Annotated in this window: 21 protein-coding genes; 13 read left to right on the forward strand and 8 right to left on the reverse strand. The window is 73.0% G+C overall.

Annotation, left to right across the window (positions count from 1 at the left end):
• The first annotated feature begins 46 nt into the window (after nucleotides 1-46).
• The 3 genes from ACZ7BZ_RS25210 (at nucleotide 47) to ACZ7BZ_RS25220 (ending at nucleotide 2,481) form a co-directional block, all read left to right on the forward strand.
• A complete protein-coding gene (locus ACZ7BZ_RS25210) occupies nucleotides 47-640 on the forward strand; it encodes a SigE family RNA polymerase sigma factor (protein WP_470360256.1) in 594 nt (197 codons plus the stop codon).
• Entirely contained in the window at nucleotides 630-1,868 is a 1,239-nt protein-coding gene (locus ACZ7BZ_RS25215) for a hypothetical protein (protein WP_470360257.1), read from the forward strand. Before ACZ7BZ_RS25210 ends, ACZ7BZ_RS25215 begins: the two co-directional genes overlap by 11 nt.
• Nucleotides 1,869-2,112: 244 nt before the next feature.
• Entirely contained in the window at nucleotides 2,113-2,481 is a 369-nt protein-coding gene (locus tag ACZ7BZ_RS25220) for a hypothetical protein (RefSeq protein ID WP_470360258.1), read from the forward strand.
• On the opposite strand, the gene ACZ7BZ_RS25225 is transcribed toward ACZ7BZ_RS25220, so the two are convergent.
• Complete coding sequence (locus tag ACZ7BZ_RS25225) at nucleotides 2,482-3,390, reverse strand: DUF4232 domain-containing protein (protein WP_470360259.1); 909 nt, start codon at nucleotides 3,388-3,390, stop codon at nucleotides 2,482-2,484.
• Between the two features lie 297 nt (nucleotides 3,391-3,687).
• On the opposite strand from ACZ7BZ_RS25225, the gene ACZ7BZ_RS25230 reads away from it, so the two are divergent.
• Nucleotides 3,688-4,833: a hypothetical protein gene (locus tag ACZ7BZ_RS25230; protein WP_470360260.1), complete on the forward strand. Its 1,146-nt coding sequence runs from the start codon at nucleotides 3,688-3,690 to the stop codon at nucleotides 4,831-4,833.
• Between the two features lie 94 nt (nucleotides 4,834-4,927).
• Here ACZ7BZ_RS25230 and ACZ7BZ_RS25235 read toward each other — a convergent pair whose 3' ends face one another.
• Complete coding sequence (locus ACZ7BZ_RS25235) at nucleotides 4,928-5,347, reverse strand: MarR family winged helix-turn-helix transcriptional regulator (protein WP_470360261.1); 420 nt, start codon at nucleotides 5,345-5,347, stop codon at nucleotides 4,928-4,930.
• A 60-nt stretch (nucleotides 5,348-5,407) separates the two neighbouring features.
• Between ACZ7BZ_RS25235 and ACZ7BZ_RS25240 the strand changes: the two genes are divergently transcribed.
• Nucleotides 5,408-6,205, forward strand: a complete 798-nt coding sequence (locus tag ACZ7BZ_RS25240; protein ID WP_470360262.1) for an alpha/beta fold hydrolase — start codon at nucleotides 5,408-5,410, stop codon at nucleotides 6,203-6,205.
• Nucleotides 6,206-6,315: 110 nt separating this feature from the next.
• Here ACZ7BZ_RS25240 and ACZ7BZ_RS25245 read toward each other — a convergent pair whose 3' ends face one another.
• Nucleotides 6,316-6,666 (reverse strand): beta/gamma crystallin domain-containing protein, encoded by a 351-nt coding sequence (locus tag ACZ7BZ_RS25245; protein WP_470360263.1) that lies wholly within the window; start codon nucleotides 6,664-6,666, stop codon nucleotides 6,316-6,318.
• Nucleotides 6,667-7,129: 463 nt separating this feature from the next.
• Nucleotides 7,130-8,185 carry a terpene synthase family protein gene (locus tag ACZ7BZ_RS25250; protein WP_470360264.1) on the reverse strand — a complete coding sequence of 352 codons (1,056 nt, stop codon included), beginning with the start codon at nucleotides 8,183-8,185 and terminating at the stop codon, nucleotides 7,130-7,132.
• A gap of 352 nt (nucleotides 8,186-8,537) precedes the next feature.
• Here ACZ7BZ_RS25250 and ACZ7BZ_RS25255 point away from each other — a divergent pair, with 352 nt between their 5' ends.
• From ACZ7BZ_RS25255 to ACZ7BZ_RS25280, 6 genes are all read left to right on the forward strand, one after another.
• The gene (locus ACZ7BZ_RS25255) at nucleotides 8,538-9,317 is read left to right on the forward strand and encodes an SDR family oxidoreductase (RefSeq protein WP_470360265.1); all 780 of its coding nucleotides are present in this window, start codon (nucleotides 8,538-8,540) and stop codon (nucleotides 9,315-9,317) included.
• A gap of 69 nt (nucleotides 9,318-9,386) precedes the next feature.
• The gene (locus tag ACZ7BZ_RS25260) at nucleotides 9,387-9,968 is read left to right on the forward strand and encodes a TetR/AcrR family transcriptional regulator (RefSeq protein WP_470360266.1); all 582 of its coding nucleotides are present in this window, start codon (nucleotides 9,387-9,389) and stop codon (nucleotides 9,966-9,968) included.
• A 76-nt stretch (nucleotides 9,969-10,044) separates the two neighbouring features.
• The gene (locus tag ACZ7BZ_RS25265) at nucleotides 10,045-10,992 is read left to right on the forward strand and encodes an MBL fold metallo-hydrolase (RefSeq protein ID WP_470360267.1); all 948 of its coding nucleotides are present in this window, start codon (nucleotides 10,045-10,047) and stop codon (nucleotides 10,990-10,992) included.
• Between the two features lie 86 nt (nucleotides 10,993-11,078).
• Entirely contained in the window at nucleotides 11,079-11,288 is a 210-nt protein-coding gene (locus tag ACZ7BZ_RS25270) for a hypothetical protein (RefSeq protein ID WP_470360268.1), read from the forward strand.
• On the forward strand, nucleotides 11,275-12,684 hold the full coding sequence (locus ACZ7BZ_RS25275; RefSeq protein WP_470360269.1) for an amidase: 1,410 nt from the start codon (nucleotides 11,275-11,277) through the stop codon (nucleotides 12,682-12,684). Before ACZ7BZ_RS25270 ends, ACZ7BZ_RS25275 begins: the two co-directional genes overlap by 14 nt.
• A 49-nt stretch (nucleotides 12,685-12,733) precedes the next feature.
• Complete coding sequence (locus ACZ7BZ_RS25280) at nucleotides 12,734-13,294, forward strand: DUF2165 domain-containing protein (RefSeq protein WP_470360270.1); 561 nt, start codon at nucleotides 12,734-12,736, stop codon at nucleotides 13,292-13,294.
• Nucleotides 13,295-13,315: 21 nt separating this feature from the next.
• Here ACZ7BZ_RS25280 and ACZ7BZ_RS25285 read toward each other — a convergent pair whose 3' ends face one another.
• The gene (locus ACZ7BZ_RS25285; RefSeq protein WP_470360271.1) at nucleotides 13,316-13,627 is read right to left on the reverse strand and encodes a DUF6296 family protein; all 312 of its coding nucleotides are present in this window, start codon (nucleotides 13,625-13,627) and stop codon (nucleotides 13,316-13,318) included.
• 250 nt (nucleotides 13,628-13,877) lie between these two features.
• Here ACZ7BZ_RS25285 and ACZ7BZ_RS25290 point away from each other — a divergent pair, with 250 nt between their 5' ends.
• Nucleotides 13,878-15,407 (forward strand): acyl-CoA synthetase, encoded by a 1,530-nt coding sequence (locus ACZ7BZ_RS25290; protein ID WP_470360391.1) that lies wholly within the window; start codon nucleotides 13,878-13,880, stop codon nucleotides 15,405-15,407.
• Nucleotides 15,408-15,443: 36 nt separating this feature from the next.
• Here the strand turns inward: ACZ7BZ_RS25290 and ACZ7BZ_RS25295 are convergent, their stop codons facing one another.
• Nucleotides 15,444-16,622, reverse strand: a complete 1,179-nt coding sequence (locus ACZ7BZ_RS25295) for an RsbRD N-terminal domain-containing protein (RefSeq protein ID WP_470360272.1) — start codon at nucleotides 16,620-16,622, stop codon at nucleotides 15,444-15,446.
• A gap of 197 nt (nucleotides 16,623-16,819) precedes the next feature.
• On the opposite strand from ACZ7BZ_RS25295, the gene ACZ7BZ_RS25300 reads away from it, so the two are divergent.
• Nucleotides 16,820-18,490 carry an FAD-binding dehydrogenase gene (locus ACZ7BZ_RS25300; RefSeq protein WP_470360273.1) on the forward strand — a complete coding sequence of 557 codons (1,671 nt, stop codon included), beginning with the start codon at nucleotides 16,820-16,822 and terminating at the stop codon, nucleotides 18,488-18,490.
• A 39-nt stretch (nucleotides 18,491-18,529) separates the two neighbouring features.
• Here ACZ7BZ_RS25300 and ACZ7BZ_RS25305 read toward each other — a convergent pair whose 3' ends face one another.
• Nucleotides 18,530-19,324 (reverse strand): hypothetical protein, encoded by a 795-nt coding sequence (locus ACZ7BZ_RS25305; protein ID WP_470360274.1) that lies wholly within the window; start codon nucleotides 19,322-19,324, stop codon nucleotides 18,530-18,532.
• Between the two features lie 184 nt (nucleotides 19,325-19,508).
• The gene (locus ACZ7BZ_RS25310) at nucleotides 19,509-22,277 is read right to left on the reverse strand and encodes an SdrD B-like domain-containing protein (RefSeq protein ID WP_470360275.1); all 2,769 of its coding nucleotides are present in this window, start codon (nucleotides 22,275-22,277) and stop codon (nucleotides 19,509-19,511) included.
• Between the last annotated feature and the right edge of the window lie 115 nt (nucleotides 22,278-22,392).

The raw sequence follows: 22,392 nt of genomic DNA on the forward strand, positions 1-22,392 counted from the left end.
CCAGGCGGGCTGTCACATGAGGACGGGCCCACCGCGTTACCTGGACATGGATCAAGAATCGAGTGCGGGCTCCCAGGCCGAGCCGCCCTGGCCGGAGTTTCCGGCGTTCGTCGCCTCGCGGGCGCGGCATCTGTTGCGGACGGCGTTCCTGCTCACCGGGGGTGACGCCCACCTCGCGGAGGACCTGGTGCAGGAGGCACTCGGCCGGGTGTACGTCAAGTGGCGGAAGATATCGCGGCTGGAGAACCCCGGTGGCTACGTCCAGACCGTGCTGGTCAACACCTTTCTGTCGTACCGGCGCAAGCGCAGCGCCTCCGAGCGCGTCACCGACGAGTTCCCCGAGGTCGGGGTGCACGACCCGGACCCGGCCCTGCGGCTGACGTTGCTGCGCGCGCTCGCCGAACTGCCCGCGCCGGACCGCGCGGTGCTGGTGCTGCGGTTCTGGGAGGACCGCAGCGTCGAGGAGACGGCCGCCGCGCTGCGGCTGAGCGGCACGGCCGTGCGCACCCGGTGCCGCCGGGCGCTCGCCCGGCTGCGCACGGTGCTGGGCGAGGACCTCGCCGCTGCTCTCGGCGACTCGACCGGAACGGACCGACCCGACCCCTCTCCGCAGAAGGCGGTGCTGCGCCATGCCCAGTGACGACGAGTTCGCCGACGAGTTCGCGGACGGCTTCGCCCGCGCCCTGCGCGGGGCCGCCGAGCTGGCGCCCGAGCCGGTGCGGCACACCCTGGCCGCCCGGGCCGAGCAGCACGGTCGCCGGTGGCGCCGCCGCCGGCGCACGGCCGTCGCGAGCGCGCTGGTGGTGCTGGTGCTGGCCGGGGGCGGTTTCGCGGCCGCCGGGCCGGGCGGGTTCGACCTGGTGGGGCCGACCGGTCCGCCGGGGCCGAGCCTGCCGACGATGGACCCGCGGGAGATGGTCGCGCTGTTCACCGGCCTGCTGCCGAAGGGCACGGTGACGGAGCTCAACAGCGCGCCGCCGAAGAAGGTGGACAGGCACCGGACCGGCGCGACGCTGCTGTTCGACGACGGGGCGGGGGCGAGCATCGTCGGGTTCTCCGCGGAGCGGACCAACCTGGCGCCCGGGGCCGCCGCGGTCTGCATGGACGGGTTCCAGACGCCCCAGGACTCCTGCGAGCGGACCGTCCGGCCGGACGGTTCCGTGCTGGTGATCGACAAGCTGCGGAGCACCAACACCCAGGGCGGCCGCGAGTGGCGGGTCACTTGGGCGGCGCCGGACGGGCGCCGGGTCGGGTTCACCGAGTACAACGGGCAGCCGGCCATCGCCAACCGGCCGAGCCCGCCGGTCTCCGACGACACCCAGCTGACCGACCTGGTGACCTCCCCGGTCTGGGACCAGATCTTCGCCACCCTCGCCCCGGCCGAGGGAGCCCCGAAGCCGGCCCACTCCCCCGCGCCCACGGCCACCGGCCCGTCGAACGCGGACCTGCTCGCGAAGCTCGTCCCGCTGCTGCCCGCCGGGGCGAAGGTCGAGGGCCAGGACCCCGGGCACGCCGCACTGACCGTCACCTTCGAGGGCCGCACCAGCATGCTGACCGTCGCGTTCGACCCGCCGTCCCAGCGCGGCCGGGACGAGCTGGCGACCATGGACCGCGATCTCCCGACCCCGCTGGAGGTCCGGGAGAAGCGGCCGGACGGCTCGCTGGTCGTCACCAACCGGTTCGGCAACGGGAAGACGGCGACCAACCCGGTGCTGCACTGGCTGGGCGCCGTGTACTACCCGGACGGCAGCCAGGTGCGGATCAACGAGTGGAACGGCCCGAACGCCTACACCTTCGAGCCCGGCGACCCGGCACTCGGCGTGGACCGGCTGAAGGCCGTCGCCACCGCCCCGGTCTGGCACCCCTGACCGGCGAAGGCCCGTCCCCGGGGCGGGGACGGGCCGGGGCGGGGACGGGCCGGGGCCGGTCCGGGCGGCGCCGTCAGGGCGCCTATGTCAGAACCTCCGACGGAGGTGACACAGAACCAAGTCGGAGGCTTGAACCGCGCCATGTGCCGAAATGTCTGTTTCTCAGCGTTCAGAGCGCGCGCCCCATCCGGCTCGTCGGACCCATCCGTCCCACCTCTCCCATCCGCTCCATCGAGACCATGCAGTGCGTCCACGGCCGGACCCGGGCCCGCGCCGCGGCGACCACCTGGGGCCCGTGTACGGCGGCACCCGCAAGGGCGACACCTTCCCGCCCGGCCGGGCCGACGTCGACGCCATCCGCCGCCGGGAACTGATCGAGCCGGTCGACCACCACGGCAAGTGGCTGCGCATCGCGGGCGCCTACGGCTGCCACCGCGAGGACTACGAGGAGGGCTTCCGGCAGCGCGCCCGACACCCGCACGCCTTCCCGCTGGAGAAGCCGACCTCCCACCGGATCGGCCTGGCCGCCTTTCCCCGGCAGATCACGGACATCGCGGCGGAGGTGACGGACTTCCCCGGCAAGGTGATCATCGACCTCGCGCCCGTGGGCTGATCAGCCCACCGGCGGCCTGGTCGCCGGCGGCTGCCCGTCGTCCCCGACCCAGGCGCCGACCCCCAGACGCCCGGTGGTGCCCAGGTCCAGTTCCGGAACGACCATCACGGGCGCGGCCCCCGGCGCCACGCGCACCCGGACGTACGGGGCGTTCGCCGGGTCGCCCGCTCCCGCCTCGCTGGTGTTGCGCCACACCAGCGAGCTGCGGGCGCCCTCTCCCGGCTCCAGCGCGATCGCCCGCGGGGGCTCGTCCGCACCGGTCCCGCTCGCGATCTGGGCACCGCCGCGCACGATCCGCACCCCGTCCACCGGCTGGTGCGCCAGGTCGAGCAGTTGCAGCTCCGGGTAGCCGTTGACGGTCACCGGGGCCGTCCCGCAGTTGCGCAGGTGCAGCCCGACCACGCGCAGCCCCATCGCCGCGTCCCCGTCGTCCACGCTCACCCGCACCCCGGAGGCCGGGCACGGACCGCCCGTCCGCGACGCCTCAACGCTAGGCACACTGCGCACCTTGAGGACCTTCAACCCCGTTGCGGTCCGGTCCAGTTCGACCCTCCCCTGCGCGGTCGCCCCCGGCGCCAGCCCCTCCACCGTCCTGGTCTCGTTCTCCATCGCGCCCCCGGACGCCCCCGTCCGGCTGAACACCACCGTGATGTCCGACTCCTCACCACCCCTGTTGGTCACCTCGTACGCGGCGCACGCCCGGTTCACTGCCGTGATCCGCACCCCGTCCTCCGCCACCGCCGTCGGCGAGGCCGACACCACCCCGCACGGCCCGGCACTCCCGGACGCCGAAGGCCCCCCGGCCGCCCCCACCACCTGGCTCCCGCACCCCACCAGCAGCACCCCGGCCGCCACCCCGGCCACCCCCTGCCGCACCCGCAACGCCCCGGCCCTCTCGAAGTCACCCATCCGACCATCCGACCACGCACCACCACGCCCTACCGTGACCCACACCACTCCCCCTGCAACAGCCCGGCAACACTCCGTCCGCGGAGGACCGCGCTCCCGGCCGCACCGCCGATGCGACGCGTCGCGATGAGTTTCTCGCGGCCGGAAGCGCATGGCCCGCGCACGGCACGCGCTTCGCGAGGCCGGTTCGACGGCGGCCGGACCGGCGTCGTGGCCCCGCTGTTCGCCGCGTTCGATCTTGCGTCGGCTGACACGCGCTCGCCCAAAATACGCGCCCCTGCGGTCGCCAGGAATAGGATGACGACCGATGAATGCCAGATCTCCGCAGGAGGCCCGGACGTGACGAAATCAGCCGCCGGGGAGTCACCTCGGAAATCCGTAGAGGGCTCAGGCCGACGCAGATCCGACAACGGGCTGGGATTCCTCCTCGTCTACGGGAACAGAAACCTCGCAGGCAGGGGACTTACTGTCGAGGGGGATCCGAATGCGGAGACACCCAGGAGCAAGGACTCACCTCCCGAGCTTGCGGATGATTCAGCCCTCGGCAAGGTCAAGAACGGATTGGGGTTCCTCCTCGCGGCCTTTGCCGCACTGTTGAACATCGTGGGCCTGCAGAGCTCCGAGCTTTCATCGGTGCTGCGCAACGAGCCGCGCCAGGACGCGATCGCGGTCTCCCTCCTGGCCGGAGCGCTGGCGGCCGCAGCAGCCAGCATCTTCATCCCGAACAGGACTTCGGTCTCCGCGTACTGGATCCCGGTCACTGCCGCGTGCCTGGTCGGCATGACGGCCCTGGTCATCGACGCGATCCGGATCCCTGGAGTGTCGTCCGGCGCGGACGGGGAATTGGCGGGATTCTCCGCCGGCGGCCTCGTGCTTGCGACTGTCGCCGCCGTGGCCGTCATGAGGAAACGCAAAAAATCTCCGAAAGCCTCCGTCACCTCTATTCTTCTGATCTGCTCAGTAATCCTGCTGTCCCTCGCGGGGTTCGCGGCCGCCCGGGTTGAGACGAGCAGCCAGGTGAACTCCACGCACCCTCAGATTTCGGCGGCCATCAAGCAGACCGATTCTCGGTCGACCGTCTCGATCTCCTTCAGCGCCTCCAAGCTCCGAGATGAGGAACAGATCGGAATCGTGGTGCGCGGAGTCCCTCGCGCCATGGATCTGAGCGCAAGGTGCAAAGGAAGTCCCCGGGTCGACACATGCCTTGTCAGCAAGGTCTGCGCATATCAGGACGACCCGTGCGAGATGATTGCAAGCGGGCCGCTCAAGCCCGATGCGACCGGTGCCGTCAAGGCGGATGTCGAGGCCCCCTTCCCGAATTCGGCCTACCAGTTCATTGACATCAGGGCGACGCTTTGCCAACTTGACGCCGGTTCACTGAACTGCAAATACAGGAACAAAGACACAGTGCTCTTTCTCGGTGTGCCTCCGGCCCCTTCTTGACCGGTCGTGCGTCGGATGACGCCTGCAACGCTTCTGCACCCCGCGTCCGGGTCGCCGCCCATCGCACCCTGCGGGCCACCGTCTGAGCGGACCCTCAGACGTCCTGTTCCTCGGTGAGGCGCCGCAGGAGGCCGAGCAGGGTCGCACGGTCCGTGTCGGGCAGGGCGGCGAAGCACGAGGCGAGCACCTCGTCGGCGACCCGGTGGCCGACCGTCAGCAGTTGCTCGCCCGCCGGCGTGAGGTGGTGCTCGATGCGCCGACCGTGTCCCGGCCGGCGCTCGACGAGGCCCTGGGCGCCGAGGCGGCCGACGAGCGTGCCGAAGGCCTGCTCGGTCTGGAACGTCGCCGCGGCCAACTCGCGCCCCGAGGCCCCGGGTGAGCGGCTGATCGCCCGTAGGGCGTCCCACTGGGCCAGCGTCGTACCGGCGGCCGAGAGCGCGCTGTCGAGCGCCCGGTGCTGACGGTACTGGGCCTGCTTGACCGCTCTGCCGAGTTCTTGCAGCTCATCATGCATGGATCGAGTCTACGCCAATCCAAACTAGCTTATATAAACATCCTTAGTTACTCTGGGGGCATGACCCCGGACACCACAGCCCCGTACGCGGACCTGCCCCTCACCCTCACCGAGGCCGGAGCGGGCCGGCCGGTCCTCATCCTGCACGGAGGCGGCGGCCCCGCCACCGTCGCCGGACTCGCCCGACACCTCTCCGCCCACACCCACACCATCACCCCGGTGCACCCCGGCTGGGACGGCACCCACCGCCCCGCCTGGCTCACCGGCATAGCCGACCTCGCCCGCGCCTACCTCCACCACCTCCACGGCCGCGGACTGCGCGACGTCCTCGTCATCGGCTCCTCGCTCGGAGGCTGGACGGCCGCGGAGATGGCCGCCCGGGACGACACCGGCACCATCACCGGCCTCGTCCTGATCGACGCCGTCGGCGTACGGATCGAGGGGGAGCCGATCACCGACCACTTCGGCCTCGACGCCCGCGGCCTCGCGGAGCACTCCTGGCACGACCCGGACCGGTACTACCTCGACCCCGCCGACCTTCCCGCCGACGAACTCGCGCGCAGGCAGGCCAACGCCGCGACCATGCGCCTCCTCGCCGGCGACCCGTACATGCACGACCCCGAGCTGCTGGGCCGACTCTGCCGCGTCCAGACACCCACTCTCCTGCTCTGGGGCGCCGCCGACCGCATCGTCACACCCGCCTACGGCGCCGCGTACGCCGAGGCCTTCGGCAACGGCCGACTGGAGATCGTCCCGGAGGCCGGCCACCTCCCGCAGATCGAACAGCCCGAAGCCACCCACGCCCTGATCGACGCCCACCTCCGCCACACCGGCACCCGCCACGGATCCTCCGCCTGAGGGCCCGACGGCGTACGGCGCCCCGGCACGGCAGCGGCCGGGCGCGCCCGGGGCGGGCGCGGCCGGCCTCGGCCCTGCCGCGGGGGGTCAGCGGCTGCCCCCCTGGAAGGTCAGAGGATTTCGATGTCCTTGACCTGCGGAGGACGGTTCGGGTACGAGATGTCGGTCCAGCGAGGGATCTTGACCGAGTCCCCGTTGGCGTCGTAGTAGATCAGGTCGTTGTTACCGGTGGAGATGCGGTCGACCCACCAACTGCCGAAGGACATCCGGCCGGCGTTCGCGTAGCAGTCCACGCTGTTCCTGCCGTCGCTGTGCGACCAGATCTTCAGGAAGTCCTCCCCGCCCCTGCACTCGATGTGGTCGATGGCGTAGGCGTTGGACGGCACGGCCACGGTGAAGGCGGCCGCCGCGGCGAGCGCGGCGGTGAGGGAGCTCACGATCTTCTTCGTCTTCGAGAACACGGATTCTCCTCAGTCGAATTCATGCGAGTCGATCGAGTCATTCGGATCGCATCGAAATGCCGAATCGGGAATGCGCGCCGCGATCCGCCTCCGGATGCGTCGTGCCCGACCAGACTCACCGTGCCCGCCGGACGGGTCAATCGAATCCATCGTGGACCGACCACTTGTCGGCCGGATTCCTCCGGGCCGCCCGTGCGGAGCGGGTCCGCTCGTGCGGACGGGGCGCGGGGTGGCCACCCCGCGAACCATCCGAACCACCGCTCCCAATGGCGGCGCCCGTCCCACTCGCCCAGCCCTGAGCTGGGACGACGCCTCAACCACCGGCCGACGGCCGTCCCACCGGCGGCGAGCGGACGGCGGGCGGACGGCGGCCGGGTGGATCCGGCCGGGACCGGACGGCGCGGGAGGCGTCCGGTGGGCGCACGACCTACCCTCCACCCCGATCGGCGCAGCCTCGCGCCGGCTACCGGGGAGTGAAGACGTCCACCCCGGCAGCCCCCGCCGCAACCCCCGCTGCACCGGTCGCACCGGTCGCACCGGTCGGCACGGGCACCGCCTCCGGGTCCGGCCGGTAGCGCTCGGCGCGGGCGTGGTACTCGAAGTCGCCGCGCAGCAGGGAGCGGTGGCGCTCGGCGTAGAGCTGGACGGCAGCGCGGATCGGCTGGGTGGCGCCGGCCGCGGCCAGTTGCGCGGGCAGCTGCCGCTCGGCGCTGACGGCCCGTTCGACGCAGGCGGCCCGCAGGTCGTCGACCCGGGTGACGGCCTCCTGGACCGTCCCGCCCCGGTGGTGGCGCAGCACGAAGACGGCGTTGTGGTAATAACCGGCCGCGCCCTCCTTCCGGGCCGAGCAGATGTCGTTGTAGAGGGCGATGTGGTCGACCACAGCGCCGCGCAGGGCGACCAGTGCGGGCAGGCGGCGCACGTGGTCGGGCAGGTCGATGGCCGGCGGGGTCTCGAAGAGGTCCAGGAACATCCCCATGCCGATCGAGTGCCGGCGGTGGGTGAGGTAGTCCTCGGGGAGCGGGGTGTGCCCGGCGGCGCGTTCCACGGCCTCGCGCCAGTACGTCCACAGCCAGGAGGTGACGTCCTCGCGGAAGGTCTGGTGCCAGGACGGCGAGCGACCGGCCCGGGTGCGCCGCCAGAGGTCGGCCAGGGCGAGCGCCGCCGGGCTGGTGGGGCGGCGGCCGCCGGTCAGGACGCCGGTCAGCTCGTCGATGGCCGCCCGGCTCCGGGCGAGGTCCTGGCCGCAGCCGTCGTCGTCGAAGGCGTCGTCGACGACGAACGCCCAGAACGTCCACTGGCAGCGCAGCGCGAGCGGCCCCACCTCGGCGGTCGGGTCGGTCAGCGCGCACCACAGCTCGGACTGGGTGCGCAGCATCCGGCGGCGCACCTCGGGCGAGGAACAGAGGCCGAACTCCTCGGCCCAGGCCCACATGCGTAAGCCCGCCTCGTCCTGGTTCGGGTTGCCACCGGTGGCCGGGAAGGGCATCCGGAAGGCGGGAAGGGTGATCTGGTCCATGGCGCGCATGCTCCTGTCTGGTCGGGACGGCAGTGCGGCCGTGGAACCTTCCGACAGTTTGTTCCCCCTGTCCAGCGCGGGTCGTGCCAGATACCCGCCCAGGTATCTGGCACGACCCGCGCCCGCCGTCCGCCCGACCAGCACCGACCAGCACCGACCAGCACCGGAGGCAACGAACTGCTGCCGCACCGCAGTTGAACACCGGCAGAAACTCCCCACAGCGTCGCCACCACACTCGGGCGGCGGCATCAGCCCCGTGGCACCGGGCATGTATGAGGGGTCGTCCGGCACCGGGCCGTGACGACCCGGCACCGGCCGCGGCATCGACCGGACGCACGAGGAAGTGGCGGGCATGGGCGAACTGGACGGCAGGACAGCACTGGTGACGGGCGGGTCGCGCGGAATCGGACGGGCGGTCGCACTGCGGCTCGCGGCCGACGGGGCACTGGTCGCGGTGCACTACGGCGGCGACGAGGAAGCCGCCACCGAGACCGTGGGGCTGATCGCCAAGGCCGGCGGCCGGGCGTTCGCGGTGCGGGCCCGGTTCGGCGGGAGCGACGGGTTGGACCAACTGTTCGGGGGCCTCACCGCCGGGCTGGCGGAGCACGGCGAGGACGGGCTGGACATCCTGGTCAACAACGCGGGCATCCACCTGGCCGGTTCGATCGGTCAGATCACCGAGGAGGAGTTCGACCGGGTGATGGCGATCAACGTGCGCGCGCCGCTCTTCGTGATCCAGCGATCCCTGCCGCTGCTGCGGGACGGCGGGCGGATCGTGAACGTGGCCTCGGCGGCCACCCGGATCGGCTCCCCGCTCCAGATCGGCTACACCGTCAGTAAGACGGCACTGGCGGCCCTCGCCGCGCCGCTCGCCAACGAGCTCGGCCGGCGAGGGATCACCGTCAACACCGTCAACCCGGGGGTGATCCTCACCGACATGACCTCCGAGTGGACGAGCGCCCCGCCGGCGATGGCCGGACTGGAGTCGATCACCGCACTGGGTCGGATCGGCGAGCCCGAGGACGTCGCGGACGTCGTCGGCTTCCTGGCGGGCCCCCGGGGCCGCTGGGTGACCGGTCAGACCGTCGACGTCTCCGGCGGCACCTACCTCGGCCCGATCCCGCCGGCCTGAGCGCCTCTCCCCCGGGTGTCCCACCTGTCCGCCCCGCCAGACGCAACTTCTTCGCATTAAGCTGGGTGCATGAGTTCCCGAGCGACCACACGCCCCGGCGGGCGCAGCGCCCGCGTCCAGCAGTCCGTGCACCAGGCCGTCCGTGAGCTGGGGGCGGAGCTGGGGCGGGAAGCGCTCACCGTGCCGCTGATCGCGGCCCGCGCGGGGGTGACGCCGTCGACCGTCTACCGACGCTGGGGTGACCTGCGGGAACTGCTGTCGGACGTGGCCGTCGAGCGGTTGCGCCCCGACGCCCCGCCGGTCGACCACGGCAGCCTGCGGGCGGACCTGGAGGCGTGGGCCGTGCAGTTCGCCGAGGAGATGTCGTCGACAGCGGGCCGCACCTACCTCCGGGACGCCCTGTTGGGCGACCCGGAGCAGGGCAACGCGGCCCGCTGCTCCGACTACGCCGTCGAGCAGTTGAAGGCCGTCGGGGTGCGCGCGGCCGGGCGGGGGGAGGCCGTGCCGGACGTGGAGACCCTGCTGGACGTCGTCGTCGCCCCGCTGATGTACCGGATCCTGTTCCGCTCCTCGGAGCTGTCCAGGGCCTACACCGACCACCTGGTCGCGGCGGCGCTCGGCCGCGCCACGCCTCCCCCACCTAAAAGCTAAACATTTGCGTTTGGGAGCCCGAGGTCCTTAGAGTGCTTAACGCAAAGCATTCGCCTTAAGGCTCAGAGGTGCTTCCATGACCAGCGTCACCGCCCCGCCGTCCCGCTCGGCCACCCCTGCCGCCCCCGCGACCAGCACGGGATGGCTCCTCGGCGACATCGCCGTACACCGCGTCGACGAGCTCGAACTGCCGCGGCAGACCGGCCCCTGGCTGCTGCCGGACGCCACCAGGGACGTGCTGGACCAGGCGCCGTGGCTGCGCCCCGACTTCGCCGACGCCGACATCCCCCGTCTGGCGAGTCACAGCTTCGCGGTGGAGGCCGGCGGGCTGCGGATCGTCGTGGACACCGGCATCGGGAACGCCAAACCACGCGCCAACCCGGCCTGGCACGGCCTGGACACCGACTTCCTGGAGCGCCTGACGGCGGCCGGCTTCCCGCCCGAGTCCGTGGACCTGGTGATCACCACGCACCTGCACACCGACCACGTCGGCTGGAACACCCGCCTCACCGGCCGGGACTGGGCGCCCACCTTCCCCAACGCCCGCTACCTCACCAGCCGCACCGAACGGGACCACTGGGCCGCCACCGACCTGGACGAGGCCCGTGCCCAGATGTTCCGCGACTCCGTGCACCCCGTCCGCGACGCCGGGCAGTACGACGCCGTCGCCGTGCCCGAGCAGGGGCACGAGGTCGCACCGGGCGTCCTGCTCGTCCCCGCCCCGGGCCACACCCCGGGCCAGGTCGCGGTGGAACTGCGCGGCGGCGACCGCCGGGCGCTGATCACCGGCGACAGCATCCACCACCCCGTGCAGCTCTCCCACCCCCAGGTGAGCAGCTGCGTCGACACCGACCCGGCCCAGGCGGTCCGCACCCGCGCTCGGCTGCTGGACACCCTCGCCGACACCGACGCGCTGCTCCTGGGCACCCACTTCCCGCAACCCACGGCCGGCACCGTCCACCGGGAGGACGGCCGCTACCGGCTGCTCGCCGAGCCGGCCGCCGAGATCCCGACCGCCGCCTGATCACCCAGCGACGCCGCCCGGTTCGATCACCCTCGGACCGCGCCACCATCGGCCTCGCCACCATCGGCCAAGAAGGAGCGCCAACCATGCCTGCCGCCGACCTCACCCCACCCGAGGCAGCCCGCTGGGCCGCCCGCGCCGGACTCGTGCTCCCGGCCGAGCGCCACGCCGCAGTCGCCGCGGTCGCCAACCACATCCACAGCGTCGTCTCGGTCCTGCGCGAGCTGGACTTCGCGGACGTCCCGCCCGCCGCCACCTACCACCCCGCACCGGAGACGCACCATGCCGCCGTTTGACCAAGCGCATGAGCAGCCGTACGAACTGTCGCTCGCCGCCGCCGCGGACGCGATCCGCGCCCGGCGGCTGTCCCCCGTCGAACTGGTCGACTCCGTCCTGGAGCGCATCGAGGCGACGGAACCGCACCTCGGCGCCTACGTCACGGTCACCGCCGAGCACGCCCGCCGGGCCGCGGCCGAGGCCGAACACGAGGCGGCGCACGGCCGTTACCGGGGGCCGCTGCACGGCATCCCGATGGCACTCAAGGACCTGATCGACGTCGACGGGATGCCCACCACGGCCAGCTCCCGGGTCCGCGCCGACCACCGCGCGACGGCGGACAGCACGGTCGCCGCCCGGCTGAGCGCGGCCGGCGCGATCCTGCTCGGCAAGACCCACACCCACGAGTTCGCGTTCGGCCTGACCACCCCGCAGACCCGCAACGCCTGGGACCGCAGCCGCATCGCCGGCGGCTCCAGCGGCGGCTCCGCGGTCGCCGTCGCCTCGGGCGCCGCGACCTTCGCCCTGGGCACCGACACCGGCGGGTCGATCCGGGTACCCGCCGCGCTCAACGGAGTCGTCGGCCTCAAGCCGACCTACGGCCTCGTCCCCCGACACGGCGTCACCTCCCTGTCCTGGTCGCTGGACCACGTCGGCCCGCTCACCCGCACCGTCGAGGACGCGGCCCTGGTCCTCACCGCACTGGCCGGGCACGATCCGCGCGACCCCGCCTCGCTGGCCGTCCCCGCCACGCACTACCGGCCCGGCGCCGGAACGGACCTGACGGGGCTTCGCGTCGGCGTGCCGCGCACCTACTACTTCGACCGCGTCCATCCGCAGGTGGAGGCCGCCGTCCGGCACGCCGTCGGACAGTTGGAAGCCCTGGGCGCGCGGCTCGTCGAGGTCGACATCCCGATGACCCGCTACATCCACGCCACCCACTGGGGCCTGATGGTGCCGGAGGCCGGCGCCTACCACGAGGGCAGCCTGCGCGCCGTCCCCGAGCTGTACCAGGACGACGTCCGCATCCTCCTGGAGGCAAGCGAGTTGATGAGCGCCGGCGACTACCTGCGCGCCCAGCGCGCCCGCACGCTCATGCGCGCCGAGTGGGCCCGGATGCTGGAGGAGGTCGACGTGATCGCCGCCCCGAGCGTCCCGACGACCGCGGTCAGGGCCGACGGGACGACGCTCAGCTGGCCCGACGGCACGGTCGAGGACGTCTCCGACGCCTATGTACGCCTCTGCGCCCCCGCCAACATCACCGGAGTACCCGCCCTCACCGTCCCGGCCGGCCGCGACGCGGCGGGCCTGCCGATCGGCCTGCAGCTGCTCGGCCGGCCCCTCGGCGAGCCCACCCTGCTGCGGGTCGGCCACGCCTACGAGCAGACCCGGCCGGCCCACGCACTCCCGGCCTGAGCCGGTCGGCGCCGCCGGCCAACTCTTCCCAGGCGCTAGCCTGTTCCGCATGCCGACCACCCGCCCCGCAAGGCCTCGCCCCTCCACCCGGGACCGTCTGCTCGCGTTCGGCACCCTGCCCGCGGCGGCGGCCGTGCTCACCGGGGTGAACGCGCTCTACCTGCTTCTCGTGGTCTTCGGGAACGTCACCGACTTCGGCACCAACCAGCAGTTCGTCCAGCACGTGCTGGCGATGGACACCACCTTCCGGGACCGGGACCTGATGTGGCGCTCCGTCACCTCCCCGGGCCTGCAGAACGCGGCGTACGTCGCGATCATCGCCTGGGAGGCGTTGAGCGCCGTGGTGCTGACGGCGGGGGCGCTCGCCTGGTGGCTGCGGCCGGAGCTGGCGCGCCGGCTCAGCAGCCTCGGCCTGCTGCTGATGCTGCTTCTCTTCGGGGCCGGTTTCATCGGGATCGGCGGCGAGTGGTTCGCCATGTGGCAGTCGAAGGCGTGGAACGGCCTGGACGCGGCGATCCGCAACGTCACCCTGGCGGGGCTCGCCCTGGTGGTGGTGCACCTGCCGCACCGCGCAGCCACCCCGTCGGAGGCAGCCACCCCGTCTGAGTGAGAGCAACCGCAACGGCCGCACTCACGCCGTCGGCACGGCCCGGTCGGGCAGCGGCACGGCCCGGTCGGGCGCCGGCACGGCCCGGTCGGGCAGCGGCACGGCGTGCAGGCAGGGGTGGAGCGGGGCACCGCCCGGTGCCGGGTCCGGAGCCGTCAGGACGGTGGCCACCTCGCCGGTGATCTCCACCCGGAGGCCGCCGTCGAGACTCTCCCAGACCGGCCCGCCGCCGGGCCCCAGGGCGTCGGTGGCGTACACCACCACGACGGCCGGCGGCGCGTGGCCGCCGATCGGTCCGGGCAGGGTCACCGCGTAGCGGCGTTCAAGGCTCTTCATGGCCGGCCTCCTGGTCGGAACTCCCCGCCCGTATCGTCGATTCTCCTCCGGACCAGGGCCGTCGTATACGAACGGTATGCGTCTTGACGCCATTCGGCGGGTGCCCGTGGCAGCCGCCCGGGATCGGGGATCACCCGTCGCGCCTACCCGACCCCGCCCACTCCACACCCCGGAGCCCTGGTGCGTGCCGTCCGGAGTGGGCAGGCTGCTGCTGCACCCGCCGCCCGACCACGGAAGCGAGACCGCGAGCATGATCGAGGACCCCCGAGCCGGCACCGTCGACGGGCTGCTGCGCCGCAGCGCCGGCCGCACGCCCGACCGCATCGCGCTCACCTTCGGTGACCGCAGCTGGACGTACCGGCAGCTCGACGAGGCGGTCAGCCGGGCGGCCGGGCACCTGCTCGGGCTGGGCCTGCGCCCCGGCGACCGGGTCGCCGCGTACGGGCGCAACTCCGACGCGTACGCGATCGCCTTCCTCGCCTGCGCCCGGGCCGGACTGGTGCACGTCCCGGTCAACCACGCCCTCACCGGCGAGGAGTTGCGCCACCTGCTCGGCCAGTCCGGCAGCCGCGCGGTGCTCGGCGACCCGGCCCTGACCCCGGAGGTCGAACGGGTCCGGGACGGGCTGGCCGTCGAGCACGTGGTGCCGCTGCGGGACGACCCGGCCGGACTGCTCGAAGCCGCGCTGGACGGCCCGGTGCCCGAACTCGGCGCCGGAGCGGCCGACACCGACCTCGCCCAGTTGCTCTACACCTCCGGGACCACCTCCCGGCCGAAGGGCGCGATGATGCCCCACCGCGCCCTGGTGCACGCGTACCTGTCGAGCATCCACGCCCTCGACCTGCGCGCGGACGACCGGCCGCTGATCTGCATGCCGCTGTACCACTCGGCCGGCCTGCACGTCTTCCTGCTCCCCTACCTCGCGGTCGGCGCCTCCGTCCTGCTGCTGGAGGCGCCCGACATCCCCGAGCTGCTCCGGCGGATCGAGGGCGATCGGATCGGCTCGCTGTTCCTGGCGCCGACGGTGTGGGTGCCGCTGGCCACCCACCCCGACCTGGACCGGTACGACCTCTCCTCGCTGCGCAAGGCCCAGTACGGCGCCTCGGTCATGCCGGTGGCGGTGCTCGACCGGCTGCGCGCCCGCTACCCGGGAGTGGGCTTCTACAACTGCTTCGGCCAGTCCGAGATCGGCCCGCTGGCCACCGTGCTGCGGCCGGAGGAGCACCCGGACCGGCCCGCCTCCTGCGGCCGCCCGGTGCTGTTCGTCGAGACCCGGATCGTCGACCGGGACGGTGCCGAGGTACCGCCCGGTACCCCGGGCGAAATCGTCTACCGCTCCCCGCAGTTGTGCCTCGGCTACTGGGAGGCGCCGGAGCAGACCGCCGAGGCGTTCAAGGGCGGCTGGTTCCACTCCGGGGACCTCGTGGTCGCCGATCCGGAGGGGTACCTCACCGTGGTCGACCGGATCAAGGACGTCATCAACACCGGCGGGGTGCTGGTGGCCTCCCGGGAGGTCGAGGAGGCCCTCTACGGCCACCCCGCCGTGGCGGAGGTCGCGGTGATCGGCGCGCCCGACCCGAAGTGGATCGAGGCGGTCACCGCGTTCGTCGTGCTGCGGCCCGGCTCCGCCGCACCCACGGCGGCGGAGCTGATCGCCCACGTCCGGAGCCGGCTCGCTCCGTTCAAGGCGCCGAAGAGCGTCGTCTTCGTCGCCGAACTGCCGCGCAACCAGAGCGGCAAGCTGCTCAAGCGGGAGCTCCGGGCACAGCTGGCGCACTGAGGCCGAACCCGTCTCCCCCGCGGAGCGGCCGGTGGACTAGAAGGCGTCGGCCTTCCCGGCGGGAGCGGCCAGCAGGGCGGTCTGGAAGACGAAGCGGTTCCACGGGGTCCGCGGGTCCCGGCCGGTGACGGCGGCCAGGCGGCGCAGCCGGTAGCGGACGGTCTGCGGGTGGAGGTGCAGCCGGGTGGCCGCGCCGGCGGCGCCGTCGGAGTAGATCACGGTGTCGAGCGTCCGCCGGGTGGTCTCGTCCTGCGCGAGGTGGCCGAGGACGGACTCGGCGACCCGGGCCGGGTCGGCGTCGGGGTGCCCGGTCACCAGGGCCACCACCTCCAGGTCGCCGCGGGCGAGCATCCGGCGCTCGGTCCACACCAGCGGCGAGGCGTGCCGGACGCCGTGGGCGGCGATCCGGTAGGCGCGCGGCGCGGTGGCGGCGGTGACACCGGTGAGCAGGGCACCGGTGAGCCCCTGCCCGGCCGCCAGGCGGTCCAGCGCGGCCGGGTCGACGGCCTTGGCCAGGGCGACCCCGAGACCGTCCATGGTGGTGTGCAGCGTGGTGAGTTCGAGGTCGGCCGCCTCGCCCACGGCCCTGGCCGCCAGGGCGGCGGTGACCAGCGCGGCCGCCCGCTCCGCCTCGTCCGGTGCGCCGGCCGCCGGGGAGAGCACCATCAGGTCGAAGGCGGCCGGCAGCTCCGCGTCGAGTTCTCGCAGCCGCGCCCGCAGGGTGCCGGGGTGGCTCTGCCGGCCGAGCAGCAGGTCGGTGAGCAGTCCGCGCAGGGCGTGCTCGCGGTCCTCGCTGAGGCTGCGCCCGGTGGACTCGTAGCCGTCGAAGATCGCCTCGGAGGACTGGTCGAGCACGGTCAGCCAGACCCGGGCGAGCGCGCTGAGGTCGCGCACGGTGACGGCGTCGGCGAAGCGCTCGCCGATCCACTCGAAGAAGGCCAGCGCGGCCACCCGGTAGGCGCGCAGTACGGCCGCCAGCGGGCGGGCGTCGCGCGCCCGGACCGCGCCGACACCGCGGAACATCCGGATGTCCTCGGCGCCCAACGCGCCGTCCACGGCCCAGAGTTCGAGCACCCGGCGGAGCGTCCAGACGATGATCGAGCGGACCTCCTCGAGCTGACGGGCGTCGAGGTTGGCGTAGGCGGGGATCTCCCGGGCGATCGCGGTCATGAAGGCGTCGACCACGTCCGGCTCGTCCGCCAGGATCAGCGCCACCGCGCCGGACCGGTCGGACCGGGGCTCGACCGCACCGGACGCCGACGCGCCCCCTACCGATGGGCCTTGTGCCGATGGCACAGTCTTCTTCATCACCACCTGACAAGCCTAGTGCCGGCGCCCACGGCCCGCCCGTGACCATGGGACGACACGGCCGTCGCACCCGGGCGACGGCGACTGCCCCGGAGGAGAACCGCATGCCGTTCCAGCCTGAGGTGATCGTGGTCGGCGCCGGCCTGGCCGGACTGGTGGCCACCCATGAGCTGGCCAGGGCCGGCCGGCGGGTGCTGGTGGTCGAGCAGGAGAACCGGCGGAACCTGGGCGGCCAGGCGTTCTGGTCGCTCGGCGGACTGTTCTTCGTCGGCAGCCCCGAGCAGCGCAGGGCCGGGATCAAGGACTCCCTGGAGCTGGCCCGGCAGGACTGGTTCGGCTCGGCGGCCTTCGACCGGCTGGACGACGAGGACCACTGGGGCCGGCAGTGGGCCGAGTCCTACCTGGCCTGGGCGGCCGGCGGCAAGCGCGGCTACCTGCGCGAGCTGGGCCACCGGGTGGTGCCGCTGGTGGGGTGGGCCGAGCGGGGCGCCGGCTCCGCCACCGGCCACGGCAACTCGGTGCCGCGCTTCCACATCACCTGGGGCACCGGGCCCGGCGTGGTGGAGGCGTTCCTGCGCCCGGTGTTGCGGGCGGAGCGCAGCGGGCTGGTGCGGTTCGCCTTCCGGCACCGGGTGGACGAGTTGCTGACCGAGGAGGACGGCACCGTGGTCGGCGTCCGGGGTGCGGTGCTGGCGCCGGACGACTCCGGGCGCGGGATCAGCTCCTCGCGCGCGGTGACCGGGCCGTTCGAGGAGCGGGCGGCGGCGGTCGTGGTGACCTCCGGCGGCATCGGGCACAACCACGCCCTGATGCGCGCCAACTGGCCCACCGAGCGGGTCGGGCCGGCCCCCGAGCACCTGATCTCCGGGGTGCCCGCCCATGTCGACGGCCGGATGCTGGCCATCACCGAGCGGGCGGGCGGCCGGGTGGTCAACCGCGACCGGATGTGGGCCTACACCGAGGGCGTCCACAACTGGGACCCGGTCTGGCCGGACCACGCGATCCGGATCCTGCCCGGCCCGTCCTCCATGTGGTTCGACGCCGAGGGACGCCGGCTGACCGGCATGTCCGGGGTGCCGGGCGCCGACTCGATCGGCGCGATGAAGCAGATCCTGGCCACCGGCCACGACTACTCGTGGTTCGTGCTGACCCAGTCGATCATCGAGAAGGAGTTCGCCCTCTCCGGCTCGGAGCAGAACCCCGACTTGACCGGCCGTGACCTGAAGTTCGCGGTGCGGAGCAGGCTGGCGAAGGGCGCCCCCGGCCCGGTGGAGCGGTTCAAGCGGCACGGCGTGGACTTCGTCGTCGCCCGGACCCTCCCCGAACTGGTCGCCGCCATGAACGGGATCGCCCGCGGCCCGAAGCTCGACCCGGCCGACATCGAGCGGCAGATCGTCGCCCGCGACCGGGAGTTGGGCAACGAGTTCAGCAAGGACGTGCAGGTGATGGCGATCCACAACGCCCGCCGCTCGCTCACCGACCGGATCGCCCGGGTCGCCAAGCCGCACCGGATCCTCGACCCGGGGCACGGCCCGCTGATCGGCGTGCGGCTCAACATCCTGTCCCGGAAGACCCTCGGCGGCCTCCAGACCGACCTGGACTCCCGGGTGCTCGGCGCCGACGGCGCGCCCGTCCCCGGCCTCTACGCCGCCGGCGAGGTGGCGGGCTTCGGCGGCGGGGGCGTGCACGGCTACAACGCCCTGGAGGGCACCTTCCTGGGCGGATGCATCTTCTCGGGGCGGGCGGCCGGCCTGGCGATCGCCAGAGGCCGCTGATCCCCGGGTGACCGTCAGCCGCTGATCCCCGGGTGACCGTCAGCCGGTGAGCCAGGGGGCCTCGGGGAGCTTGGCCTCGGCGTTGCGGCCGGTGAAGTCCACGGTGGTCGGTGTGCCCAGACCCGCCATCCGCATGGTGACCCGGCGCAGGGTGCCGTCGGCGTCCACCCAGTAGGTGAGCGGGGAGCGGTTGCCGTCCGGTGCGGCTCCCTGGGCACGCGGTCCGGCGAAGCGGTCGCAGCCGCGACCGTCGATGCGGTCCTGGCCGAGCCAGCGGGCGCCGGACTGGGCGAGCAGCAGCGGGTTGTCCGGGCGGTCGGCGCCGACCTGGGTGAGCAGTTGGAGGCCGGCGTCCAGCGGGTCGGCGGTGTACGAGCGAGGGGACCAGCCGCTGCGCGGCACGCGTTCGGCCTGCTCCCAGGCCGGGCTCCGGTCGCCCGCCGGTTCGGGGGCCAGTCCCAGGCCGCCGGCGTCCCAGATCACCAGGCCGTGGTCCATCTCGCCGCCGCCGGCGCCGGTGGACCGGTAGCGGCCGACGCCCCGGTGGGTGCGGTAGTCCACGACGCCCTCGACCCGGATCCGCACGCCACCGCCCTCGTCGGCGGTGAGCACCACACCGACCGGGCTGGCCTGGTAGAGGTTCAGCCGGGACACCGCCAGCCGGGCCGCCTCCTCGGTGGTGACCGGGCGTTCCGTGGCCCCGGCGGAGACGGCCTGGTAGGCGACCAACCCCCCGGCCACGGCGGCGCACACCGCGGTCGCGATCAGTGCCGTCAGCCAGTGGGGCCGGCGGCGCCGGGGCGGGCGGGCGGCGGCCTTCGTCTTCCGGGCCATGCGGTGGTGTTCTCCGATCCGTCGTTCGGGACGTGCGCGCCCTCGGGGGTGGCGCGGGGGTGGTCGGCGGTGGTGCGAGCCGGGTGGGTCGGCACGGGAACCGGGCGGGTTCGCGGTCCTCGCGGTCCGCGGACCCGCCCGGTCCGGGTGCCACCCCGTCAGGACGGGGTGGCAGGGGCGACGGCTACCGGTGCTGGGCCCGGCGTCGGCGCACCAGCACGAACAGTGCCGTGCCGAGGGCGATCAGCGCCGCGGCGCCGGTCGCGATCAGCGGCATCCCGCTGTTCGCCCCGGTGTGCGGCAGTTCGCCGCCGGGAGCGGGCGCCGGTGGGGCCGGCGTGCTCGGCGGGGTGGTCGGGGTCGGCGTCGGGGTGGGCGTCGCCGACGCGGTGGGCGTCGGGGTGGGGATCAGCTTGTTGACGGCCGTGACGCTGACCCCGTCCTCCAGGTTGTCGGCGGTGAGCACCAGCGGTCCGAAGACCGTGTTGTCGGGCGCCGAGTAGCCGTCGGGCGGGCTCAACTCCTGCCAGTAGTACGTCCCGGGCACGCCGGTGCCCTGGCAGATGCCGTCCTTGCCGGTCGTGCAGGGGTCACCGACGGGCGTGTCCGGCTTGGTCCCGGTGGCCTGCAGCCCGTCGGTGCCGTTGGTCTCGTGCCACAGCTGGAACTTGGCACCGGCCAGCGGCTTGCCGTCCTGGTCGTTCTTGATCAGCTTCAGCGCGCCCTCCTGCTGGCGGTAGCCGAAGTCGAAGGTGTGGTCGTTCTCGCCCGGTCCGCCGGTGGTCAGCGCCCGTTCGGGGAACTTGGCGCCGGCGGGGACGATGCCCTTGGAGTCGATGAAGTGGTTGTCGCCGACGTCGTGGTCCGTGGGCACCCAGTGGTACAGCGGGCCGCCCTTGGCGTAGTCCGCCGGGTTGTCGATGCGGATGGTGTACTTGGTGTGCGGCTTGAGGCCCCCGGCGACGTCGCTGTCGTCGAAGTAGTACTCGCCGCGCGGGGTGGTCTTGGTGGTGCCGACCACCTTGCCCGACTCGTCGTAGAGGTTGACGGTGGCGCCCTTGACCGGGGTCTGGCCCGGGTTCTGGATGCCCTTGCGCTCGGGGTCGTACCAGACCCGGTTGCCGATCTGCAGCGGCGCCTGGTCACAGAGCACTTCGAGGTCACCCATGGCCGCGCCCTTGCCGAACGGAGAGCCGGTCCCCGCCGGGGTCAGCCGCAGGCCGAACTTCGGGTCGTGGGTGCCGTCCACGCGCTCCATGAAGGAGGTGCCGTAGCCGACCGCCGTGTGGTCCGGGTCGAAGGCGGAGGCCGCGACGGTGCTCTCGACCTTGGACAGGGCGATGCCCGCGAACACCGAGTTGTGGTGGCCCACCTCGTCCCAGCCGGTGGCGAAGAACCGGGCACCGCGGACGGTCTTGCCGCAGCCGAGGTTGACGTCCATCACGTACTTGCCGTTCGACGGGCAGGCCTTGTTCAGGTCGCCGCCGGACATCACGGTGGCCGAGTTGGGCGCCGGGGCACCCGGGCCGCGGTCGGCGAAGCGGTCCTTGAAGGCCAGCAGCATCGAGCCGTCGGTCTCGAACAGGATCTCGCCCAGCTCCGGTTCGGGGAACGCGATGGTGGTGTTGCCGCAGACCTTGCCGTTCTGCGAGGACGGGAAGGTGCTGGTCCACGGGAACCAGCCGGCGCCGTCACACGGGCCGGAGCCGACGGTGGACTGCCGCGGGTAGTCCAGCGGCTGGTCCAGCACCGGCTTGCCGAACGCCCCGGTGCCGAGGTCGAACGGCAGGACCAGCGCGCGCACGTCCGTGAGCTTGCCGGTGGACTCGCCGGAGCAGACCCCGCCGAGGAAGCCGGTGCCGTCCTGCAGACCGAGGCCGTACGGCCGCCAGTCGCCGGCCGACGGGCAGCCAGGGTCCGGGATCGGGTACGAGGCCTTCGGCGCCGAGGCCGTCGGCGCGGTGGCGTCGTAGCGGTAGAGCTTGCGGTCGTTCAGGTTGACGACGAACAGGTCCTTGCCGTCATCGGTGATCTTGATGCCGCCCAGGCTCTCCTTCCCGGCGACGTCGAGGAAGGCGTCGTCCGTCCCCGGCCCGTGCGCGGTGCTGCCCGCGTTCGGCACGGTGGTGAAGACGTTCGTCTTCTTCGTCGCCAGGTCGGTGACGTAGATCCCGCCGGAGCCGCCGGGGCCGTAGTCGGTGGTGCGCTTGGCCGTCGCCGCGGAGAACACCCGCTTGTCGGCCTTGTTCCAGGCGATGCCGAAGATCGTGCCGGTGTCGGCGTCGGTGGCGAGGTTGGTCGCCACGACGTCCTTGCCGGGGCCCTCCTGCCCGCGCGAGCCGTACGGGAAGGACACCAGGGTGCGCTGGGTGCCGCCCTGGTAGGTGGCCGTCTGGCAGGCGGTCACCAGCGGCGCGTTCTTCTGGCAGTAGTCCGCCGGGTTCCAGAGCCCGGTGGTGTAGGAGACGTTCTTGCCCCCGCTGAGGTCAACGAACTCCTCGTTAGAGCTGAGCTGGTTCGGCGCGCCGTCCAGGCCCTGGCGGGAGGCGAAGGCCGGGAAGAGCACGCCCGGCTTCGGATTCACCACCTGGACGCGGTACTTGCCACCGGTGGCCTTGCTCGTGGCGGGCGACAGGGTGACCGTGCCGTCCGCCGCCGTGGTGCCGTCGATCGAGACCCCGGCGTCGTCGGTGAGCGTCACCTTGACGCCCGCCAGGTTCGGCTCCAGCGCGGGCGTCCACGTGCCGGAGTTGTCCACGGCCCGGATCACCCGGACCGTGACGGTGCCGTCGCCGGGCTGCGAGACCGCCGACGGGACCGCCGCCAGCGAGCTGCTGCCGACGACGATGGCGAGCGCCGCGACCCGGCCGACGGCCCGGCGACCGGGCAGACCCGACCGTGACCGGCCCGGGCCGCGCGCGGCGCCGTTCGTCAGTTCATTCGTTGTTTTCATCCCTGCTCTCATCATCCAAAGAGCCCAAATGGCCCGCCTACAGGAGCGAGCCCACAGCGTGGCCTGAAACCGCCGTGATTAACGTGAGCTTAAAGGGAATTCACCCAACCGGGTG

The sequence above is a fragment of the Kitasatospora sp. NPDC036934 genome, from assembly GCF_055608425.1.